The organism is Planctomycetota bacterium (assembly GCA_026387035.1).
GTDB lineage: Bacteria > Planctomycetota > Phycisphaerae > FEN-1346 > FEN-1346 > JAPLMM01.
On the sequence record JAPLMM010000034.1, the window covers coordinates 1 to 7,833 of the forward strand.

General features: G+C 64.4%; 6 protein-coding genes. All 6 read right to left on the bottom strand.

Features of this window, described 5'->3' with window-relative positions; genetic code table 11:
- Nucleotides 1-1,520, bottom strand: a 1,520-nt coding sequence (locus tag NTX40_00980; GenBank protein ID MCX5647663.1) for a hypothetical protein, incomplete at its 3' end; no start/stop codon positions are given.
- Between the two features lie 3 nt (nucleotides 1,521-1,523).
- Nucleotides 1,524-3,812 (bottom strand): DUF5703 domain-containing protein, encoded by a 2,289-nt coding sequence (locus tag NTX40_00985; GenBank protein MCX5647664.1) that lies wholly within the window; start codon nucleotides 3,810-3,812, stop codon nucleotides 1,524-1,526.
- A 41-nt stretch (nucleotides 3,813-3,853) separates the two neighbouring features.
- Nucleotides 3,854-5,062 (bottom strand): acetylxylan esterase, encoded by a 1,209-nt coding sequence (locus NTX40_00990; GenBank protein MCX5647665.1) that lies wholly within the window; start codon nucleotides 5,060-5,062, stop codon nucleotides 3,854-3,856.
- A gap of 26 nt (nucleotides 5,063-5,088) precedes the next feature.
- Entirely contained in the window at nucleotides 5,089-6,042 is a 954-nt protein-coding gene (locus NTX40_00995) for a sugar ABC transporter substrate-binding protein (GenBank protein MCX5647666.1), read from the bottom strand.
- A gap of 1 nt (nucleotide 6,043) precedes the next feature.
- Nucleotides 6,044-7,093, bottom strand: a complete 1,050-nt coding sequence (locus NTX40_01000) for an ABC transporter permease (GenBank protein MCX5647667.1) — start codon at nucleotides 7,091-7,093, stop codon at nucleotides 6,044-6,046.
- On the bottom strand, nucleotides 7,090-7,833 hold a 744-nt coding region (locus tag NTX40_01005), incomplete at its 5' end, for an ATP-binding cassette domain-containing protein (GenBank protein ID MCX5647668.1). The genes NTX40_01000 and NTX40_01005, both read right to left, overlap by 4 nt.

Here is a 7,833-nt window from a genome sequence, read left to right on the forward strand (position 1 = left end):
TGAATCCGGACCCTGTAATCCCCATACTCCGCGGTATCGGGAAAGGTTGCCTGATGGAGGTTTCCTTCCTTCTTGCCGACCGGGCACGGTACCTCGGTCCCTGCCGGAGTGACGACGATGGCGGTGACAGGGGAAAACGAGAAGACACTCATTTCCGCGGGCTGTCCCGGCTCCAGGCTGTAGCGGTAGAGGTCCAGCATGGGAGCCCTGGCACTGGCGGCAAGTTTGGATTTCACGGCATCCAGCGTCTCGACCGGGATCAGGTTAACGGTCCAAGTCCGCTGTTTGCTGGGGGCAAGCGGGGCATAGGTGGGGTGATGGCCAGGAACCGGTGGTTTTTGGAGCAGATCCAGGCTGATGGTATAAATGTGATGGGCATACATCTGGCGCAGGTATTTACAGGTGTAGGAGCCAACCGGATCCGGGGAGGCAATTCCAAAAATCCGTCCATGAGGGGTCATCATGTAGCCCCAGAGATGCGATGGCTCGCGGCGAATGAGGGTCGGAAAACAGAGACTGTTCCAGCGGGGGTAGCTGTCCATGAAACTATCGATCCCGAGGACCAGGGGCAGGCGTTCCGGGGCAAACGGTTTCTTGCCGCTGTTGATGACGGTTGCAGTGACCTGAAGCTGTCGATCGGCAATGGCATAGGCCAACCGATACCGGACGTCGTCGTTCTTGCCGGAGAACGAAATCGTCTCGCAAGGATCACGTTCCAGTCTGATCGATCTCCCAAATCCCGGACCGCGGAATTGATCCTGACGGAACTCTACCGTTTGCCAGCCATCGGCGTATCGGACCTTCAGGTCGCGAAGTGATCCATCGTTGCGCAGTTTGCCGACGATGCCCTCGCCTTCGGAGCCCACCGTAAGAATCGCCTCCTTATACTGCGTTCCGGAAGCGGAAAAAGACTCGAACAGAACGGGTTGCCCGCAGGTCCGCACTCCGGCGCCATCGATATCTTCGAGACTGGATTCCACGCTTGCGTCGATCATCCAATCGGGCTCCGCGGTTCCATCCGCCCAGATTTTCATGCGGGCGAGGCCATCCGCGGTTTCCAGTTTCATGGTATGCCAGGCTTCGAACGCAAGCGGTATTTGCTTGGAAGCGCGGGCCAGAAAGCCCACTTCGCATTGCCCCGGCGCCATCCCCGGCAAATTGAAGCAGACGAACGCAAACAGGCGAAGGTTTCGGTTCTTTCCGTAGAAGCCCAAACAGGCTGATCCGTGATAGGGCGTGCCGTCTCGCTTGGGGATATAGAGCCGCACCTGGGCGGAGGCCTGCGACTGGGAACTGCCCAATGGAAACGGGGTGACCAGGGCCCCTTTGACTTCGACCGCCCTATCCTTCTTTTCCACGGCTGCCTCGCCGAGATTGTTCATCCCTTCCAACCGCATAAAGGACAGCAGATCGGTGGACGCGGCGATGGGTTTGGGCGCCGCCGTTGCGGAGGCGTCTTCAGCCAACGCCACCAGGGCGCAGGAAACAGAGGACAAGATCGTTAGCAGGATACTTTTCATAGGTTATCGAGAGATGACGACCATATCGGCCCTGCGGGATTCGGGCGTGACGTTCAGCCGCACCATCTTGCCGTCGCGGTACTCGCCCTCGACCGTCGTGGCTCGCGGCGCGTGGAGCTTGAACTTCACGTTCCAATTCCGCGGCCATGCGGGCAGCAGGTAGATCTTGCCGTCGTACCTGGAGCCGGTGGCCGGTTCGGTCTGCATCAGCATCGCCTGAAGGGCCTTCATCAGCACGCCGCCGTGGTCCTGGTCGGGGATCCAGTCGTAGTTGGGACCCCAGAAGGCGGGGAACCGCGAACCCTGGTGCTTGTTTCTGGCGCGGCCGACGAGGTTCCGGCGGGCATCGTCGGCCAGGCCGAGGTAGGCCATGAAGATGTCGTCCTGGCGCCAGCCGGAGTTGCCCTTGTCCCATTGGTACCGGAGGGCCTCGATGCCCAGTTCGATGTCGGGCCGGCCGAGGGCGATGCGGCGAAAGGGAAAGACCGCGTAGAGTTCCGGGTTCTCACAGTTCTGTTTCGTGGCGAATTGCCCGGCGGGGGCGAGCATGCGCTTGCCGTCGACCTCGCGAGTCGGCAGGTCAGGCAGTTTCTTGCGCAGGGCGGCCCAGAACGCGCGCTGCTCCGGCGTGGTCAGGGGCTGGGGCAGCGAGAGCAGCCACTCGGTCACCGCGTGGAGGCCCGCCAGTTCCGGCATCGGGTTCGTGCAGTCCCACCACGTTTCACACGCCTGCGACGGATGCATGACCAGTTTGCCGCGATCGTCCACCTTGTACTGCTGGTCGAAGAACGTCAGGATCTCGTGGGCCGTGGGAAGCAGCGTGTCGGCCAGGAACGCCGCGTCGAGCGTGTGGTCGTAGTAGTCGAGCATCATGTAAACCAGTTCGGGGCCGGAGACCCATTCCCATTTGTGCCAGCGGCTCTCCTGGAGTTTGTCCTTGCGCTCGTGGAACGGCGTCCAACCGTAAGTTTCGCTGAACATGTCGCCCCAGAAGTAGATGCATTCGGGGATGTAGGCGCCCGCGTGGTCGAGGTACAGGCGGGTCCGGTACCGGAGCAGCGGCATCAGGTCGCGGCCGTACATCTGAAACAGGGGCTGCATCAGGTCGAAGTCGCCCGAAGCGCACATGCTGACGTAGGGCAGGCGCGTGTTCTGCCACCAGTAACCCGGGCCCCACTGGCGGTAGTCGGCGTCGCCGGGCCTGCCGGGACAGGGCACCGTGAAGATCGAGCCGTTGAACTTGATCGGATACGCCCCCCGGCCGGCGCAGGCGGTGATGAACCGCTGAAGGGCGTACGCCCGGCTGACGACGTAGGCGTCGTCCGCCGCTTCGACGACCTTCTCCGCGACCGGCGTGCGCGCCGGTCCACCTGAGGCGGCGTGGATCCAACTGCGGTCCCAGAAGTCGCGCCACCACCGCTCGTGCGCGTCGCGCCGCCGGGCAAAGGGGATCTTCTGCGTTGCCGCGCTTGTCTCGTCCACGGCCTTGAGCCACTGTTCGGGCGTGGACGGGTGTCGGGTCGCCACGGTGATGCTGAACGCATGATGCGTCGCGGCGGGGGACTCCAGGTGCAGGTCGTCGAGGCGCCGGCCGCCCTCGGCCTGGATCACGGCGCCGAAGGTGCGGTCGAGCAGCGGGTCCGGGCGTTCGAACCCCTTCAGGCCCTGGATCTCGCCCGTCATGGCCGGGCCGACGGACTTGGCGTTGTGGTGATACCAGCCGATGCGGCCGGTCTGGTTCGCCAGCACGGTGTCGGGCTCCACGATGGTCTTCTGGCCGGATTTCGACCGGTTCAGAACGTCGCTGCACTCCAGGCTGGGCAACTCCTGGCGCTGGGTCCGCCACAGTTCGATGGATGCCGTGGCCACCCGTGGCTGGGCACTGTCCACGGTCAGGTGGATCACCGGGTGGTTGGCGTCCACCCACAGGCGCATGGCCGCCGCCGTTTCGCCCTCGCCGCAGCGGACGTTCATCGTGGCGTCCTTTAGCGAAAGCGTTTGCTCAAAGGGAACCACGGGCGGCGCCGGGTCCAGCGTCACGCGCACCTTGCCGACCTTCAGCAGCCGGGCGTTATCGCCCCAGCTATCCGTGCGGCTGATATAGAACTCCAACTCACCCGCCGGATTGATCCAGGCGTTCAGCCCGGTTGAGCCGTTCCCCAACGGCATCGAACCGGACGAATCCTTGCTCGGCGTCTCCCACACGACGTTGTACCGGTCCGTCCGGTTTGCTGTCTCGGCCGCGGCGACTGCGGCCGCAAGGGAGAACCACGTGGCCGCAGCAACGGCCATGGCAAAGGGGAAACGTAAGATTCCTGCGTATCGCGTGACTTCTATCTCCTTTCGAAGGAAACCTCTCGGATGCCGTATCTTTTGTGCCAGGTTGGCCTGACCGTCAGGCCTCCTGGTCCGGCCGAGTGGCAGCGCCCCAGCCGCTCCTCGATGAATGTCATCAGGCTGGGCAAGTCGAACACGTGGCCGCCGTCGTGCGCGACGAAGGACAGGTTTTCCGGTTTGCCGAAGTCCTTGTACGCCGCTTCGATGTCGCGCAGCGCCTCGCGGGCCACCGATACGGGGAACTGTGATTGGGGCTCCTTCAGGCCGTTCTGGCAGAGCAAGGCCCGCGGCGCGATCAGCGAGAAGATGTCGGAGAAGTCAGCGATTTCCCTCAGGCCCGGGAACTTCCAGCACATGCAGTGGTTCCGCTCTATCTGGTCCATCCTGGTGAGGAAACCGGCACAGACGACGGCCTGCACACGCTCATCCATCGCCCCCAGCCACATCGCCATCTCGCCGCCCAGCGACAAGCCTGCGCAGCCGATGCGCTGCCGGTCCACCTCCTCCAGCGACGCCAACAGGTCCAGGCATCGCATGAGATCCCAGAGGCGCTCGCCCATCAGCGTGCGGTCCTTCTCGTAGACCTCGTGCTGCGAAACGCGGATGCAGATCGTCACGTAGCCCTTCTCGGCCAGGACGTGCGCGAGCCGAAAATAGCCGCTCCCCTCTTCGTAGCACGTCAAGCGGGTGTCATGGTGCCCGGCAATGCATACCACCGCCGGAAACGGGCCCTTGAGGCCCGTCGGAACCGCCATCGCGACCTGAATGCGTCGGCCGGCCGTGCTGTTGATCTCCAGGTCCTGAAATACATACTTCTCCCTCCTAACCGTGGAGATCACCTTGCTCTGAAACGGTATCGCCGTCTTCCTGGCGATCAGGTCGTCCACCTTGAGAAGGACGGCGAGCTTCGACCGCAGTTCCTTCTGCCAGGCCAGTGCCATCTGCGGAGACGTGGAAGCGTACTTCATGCTGGGGACTTCCTTCTTGCCGCCGGCATCACCGGCGTACGCCCGGCTGACGAGTTCGGCGCGGATGCCCGCCGAAGCCCGCCTGCCGGTCGGGCAGGCCTTGGGCGAAGGCGGGTCGTCCGCCGCTTCGTCGCCCTTCTCCGCGACCGGCGTGCGCGCCGGTCCACCTGAGGCGGCGGGAATCCGGCCCGGCAGAGACCAGAGGATAAGACAACCGATCGCGCCGAGCATCCGCATGTCAAATCTCCTTCCTGCGTCGCCGCCTAGAACTGCCCCTTGAACTGGCCGGCGTTCTCCTTGGTGATGGCGGGGCAGAGGATCATGTAACGCTTGTCGACTTTCTCGCCCTTGAGGCAGCGGATGGCCAAGCGGATGGCGCTGCGGCCCTCCTCCTCGGGTTGCTGGAAACTCGTGCCTGTGATCTTGCCTTCCTTGATGGCCTCGAGGGCCTCCTGGCTGCCGCCCATGCCGACGATGGCGATGTCCCTGCGTCCGGCCTGGATGCAGGCGTCAGCGGCGGCGATGGCGAAACTGTCGCCGTGCGCGTAAATGCCCTTCAGGTCGGCGAACTTGCCGAGCCAGACCTGGGTCTCCTGGATGGCTTTGCCGCGGTCCCCGTCGTGGGGCGCGCGGCCGAGGAGTTTGACCTCGGGGTACTTCTTCATGACGTCCCGGAGGGCCTGGCTGCGCGCCAGTTGCGGGCCGGTGCCCAGGTGCTGGTGCAGTTCGACGATGCCTCCTTTGCCGCCGATGGCCTTCATGAGGATCTCGGCCGACGTGACGGCCCCCTCATAGGTGTCGGTCCCGGTGTAGCAGACGTAGTCGCAGCCCTCGGCGACCTCGCGGTTGACGATGATGACGGGGATCTTCGCTTCATTCAGCGCCTGGATGCCGCTGACGAGCGGCTCTTTCTTCATCGGGGCGACGCACGCCAGATCCACCCGCTTGGCGATGAGTTCCTGGATCTGCTGGATCTGGAGGACGGGGTCTTCCTTGGCGTTCATGATGATGACTTCGGCGCCGAGTTTCTTGCCCTCGTCGATAGCCCCGAGGCGCATGTTCTGCCAGTACGGGTTGTCGAGCGTTATCAAGAAGCCGATCGTGTACGTCCGGACCGCACCGGAAGGCTCGGGCGGCTGGCCGCTTTCCCCCGAGCAGCCGAGAAAAATGACCGCCGCCGACACCAGAATTCCGATTGCCGGCATCTTCCGCACCATGTCACGTTCTCCTTGCTTTCTTGCCTGAACCGCGGACGAGGACGTCCACGGCGACCACAATCAGTATGATGAGCCCTCGGACGATATTGCGGTACTCTTCTTGAACCCCGAACTGGGGGAGCAGGTTCTCGATAACCGACAGGAGCAGCAGCCCGATCAGGGTGAAGAACAGGCCGCCGCCGCCGCCGCCCAGCGGTGTGCCGCCCACGATGACGCTGGCTATGACCACCAGTTCCAGCCCCCCGTAACTCGAGGCCTGGGCGGTATTCGACATTCCGGTGTAGATCACCGCCGCCAGGGCGCACGTGAGCCCGCAGATGGCATACGTAGCCGACTTGACGAGCGACGTGTTGATCCCCGCCAGCCACGAGGCGTTCTCGTTCCCGCCGACGGCGTAGACGTAGTGGCCGAACCGCGTCAGATGCAGCAGGTACAGGCTGACGGCAAACACGCCGACGAAAATCAGGATCGGTATGGTCACCTGGTACTCCGCCGCGCCGAACACGCTCACCTTGCCCCAGTAGATGCGGCCGACAACGCTCTTGAAGGCGAGCGGCACGCTCACCGTCTGGCCCCCGTGCGTCAGGATCAGCGCGATGCCGCGGAAAATAAGCATCGTGCTCAGCGTCGTCACGAACGGGTTCACCCCCACGTAGGCCACCGACGCCCCGTTGACGGCGCCGAGCATGAACCCCGTGGCCGTCGTCACCGCCACGGCGACGGCAATCGCCAGCCACACCGGCTGCCCGGCCATGGCCTGGAGCGTGAGGACCGCCGCCACGCTGCACACCGTCGTCGTGGACCCGACCGAAAGGTCGAAGCCGCCGGCCACCATCACCAACGTCATCCCGCACGCGATGATGCCCAGGTACGCCGCGTTGGTCAGAACGTTGTATACCAGGTTCTGCCAACTGAAGAACGTAGCGGACCGAACGGACGCGACGATGCAGATGACCGCGAGAAGGCCCACCACCGACAGCGCCTGAACCGTCTGGAACGACGGTCTCCAACCGCGTTTCGCCGACTTGGGCGCGCCGAGGTCCCTGGTCATGAGTCGCCTTTCCGCACGCACGCGGCGAAGAGCGCATCGACGTCGGTCCCGGGGCCCGGCATTTCGCGCACGATGCGGCCGTCCCGGATGACGAGGATGCGATCCGCGAGATTGACGATCTCGAAAAACTCCGACGAGATGAGGATAATCCCCTTTCCCGCCGCTGCCAGGTCCATCATCAGGCGATACATCTGGGCCTTCGTCCCCACGTCGATGCCCTGGGTCGGCTCGTCGAGGATGAGGACCTTCGGGTCGCGCGAGAGCCAGCGGCCGAGGATGACCTTCTGCTGGTTGCCTCCGCTCAGCGTCTGGACCGCCCGGGCCGGGTCGGGCGGGCGGATGGCCAGCCGGTCGATCATCCGCCGCGCGTTCGCGCGGATCCGGCGCGGGTCCAGGAACACCCCCATCGCCGACAGGCGGTCCAGGACGCTCGCGCCGACGTTCAGCGCCACCGACGTGCCCGTGATGATCCCGTCACGCTTGCGGTCTTCCTGGATCATCCCCATGCCGCGGGCCATGGAGCGCCGCGGCGAGCGGCGGCCGAAAACCCGTCCCTCCAGCGTGCATCGGCCTGCGGCTCTTTCGGCCCCGAAGACCGCCCGGGCTATCTCCGTCCGCCCTGAGCCCACGAGGCCGGCGATGCCGAGGATCTCGCCCGCACGCAACTCGAACGTAATGTCGTGGAACATGCCGGGCCGGCTCAGACCTTCGACCTTCAGGATCGTCTCGCCGGGCGTGTT

Bases quoted from the DNA above. Each gene is read 5' to 3' on its own strand.
- NTX40_01000 (MCX5647667.1), bottom strand. From the start codon at position 7,093: ATGACCAGGGACCTCGGCGCGCCCAAGTCGGCGAAACGCGGTTGGAGA.
- NTX40_00995 (MCX5647666.1), bottom strand. From the start codon at position 6,042: ATGGTGCGGAAGATGCCGGCAATCGGAATTCTGGTGTCGGCGGCGGTC.
- NTX40_00985 (MCX5647664.1), bottom strand. From the start codon at position 3,812: ATGGCCGTTGCTGCGGCCACGTGGTTCTCCCTTGCGGCCGCAGTCGCC.
- NTX40_00990 (MCX5647665.1), bottom strand. From the start codon at position 5,062: ATGCGGATGCTCGGCGCGATCGGTTGTCTTATCCTCTGGTCTCTGCCG.